Consider the following 1,066-nt stretch of genomic DNA (forward strand, 5'->3'; position numbering starts at 1 on the left):
CTGGAGGGACCGGGCATGGAGATCCTCGCGTACGAGGTGCAGGTCGACGAGCGACCGCTGCTGGAGCAGGCCTTCGCCGGCCGGCACGAGCTGCGCTGCCTGGACATGACCCTCAACCGCGACACCGCCCCGCTGGCCGCCGGCTACCCGGCCGTCAGCAGCAGCGTCAACGCCGTCCTGGACGCCGAGACCCTCGCGGTGCTGGCGGCCGGCGGCACCGAGCTGGTCACCCAGCGCTCCACCGGCTTCAACAACATCGACCTCGACGCCGCCGCCGGCCTCGGCCTCACCATCGCCCGGGTCTCCCACTACAGCCCGTACTCGGTTGCCGAACACGCGTGGACCCTCGCACTGGCCGTCAACCGCCGCCTCACCCGGGCCGCCGGCCGCTCCCGCGAGTTCGACTTCCGCCTCGACGGCCTGCTCGGCCGCGACATCCACGGAATGACCGTCGGCGTGATCGGCACCGGCAAGATCGGCGAATGCTTCGCCCGCATCGCCGCCGGCTTCGGCACCCACCTCCTCGGCTGGGACATCGCGCGGAACCCCGCCTGCGTGGAACTCGGCATGACGTACACCGAACTGCCCGAACTCCTCTCCCGCGCCGACCTGGTGAGCCTGCACGTGCCCCTGCTGCCGGCCACCCACCACCTGATCGACGGCGCCGCCCTCGCCCGGATGAAGGACGACGCGATCCTCGTCAACTCCAGCCGCGGCGGCCTCATCGACAGCCACGCCCTGGTCGAGACCCTCCGCGCCGGACGGCTGTCGGGCGTCGGCCTCGACGTCTACGAGGAGGAGACCGGCGTCTTCTTCACCGACCAGTCCATCCAGGGCATCACCGACGACACCCTCGCCCGCCTCCTCACCTTCCCCCAGGTCCTCGTCACCGGCCACCAGGCCTACTTCACCCACACCGCCGTCGGCCAGATCATCGACGCCACCGCCCGCAACATCGACGACTACGCCGCCGGCCGCACCAACGAGAACACCCTCGTGCCCAAGACCTGACCCGCGAACCGGACCCCGGCACACCCGTCCCACCGCCGCCCGGCAACGGTGTGCC

1 protein-coding gene is annotated in these 1,066 nt (G+C 71.5%); it reads left to right on the plus strand.

The features are described from left to right. Positions 1–15: 15 nt before the first annotated feature. Entirely contained in the window at positions 16–1,011 is a 996-nt protein-coding gene (locus ACFRMQ_RS40945; RefSeq protein WP_380736026.1) for a 2-hydroxyacid dehydrogenase, read from the plus strand. Positions 1,012–1,066: the final 55 nt, after the last annotated feature.

This window comes from Kitasatospora sp. NPDC056783 (genome assembly GCF_042789895.1).
Classification (GTDB): domain Bacteria; phylum Actinomycetota; class Actinomycetes; order Streptomycetales; family Streptomycetaceae; genus Kitasatospora.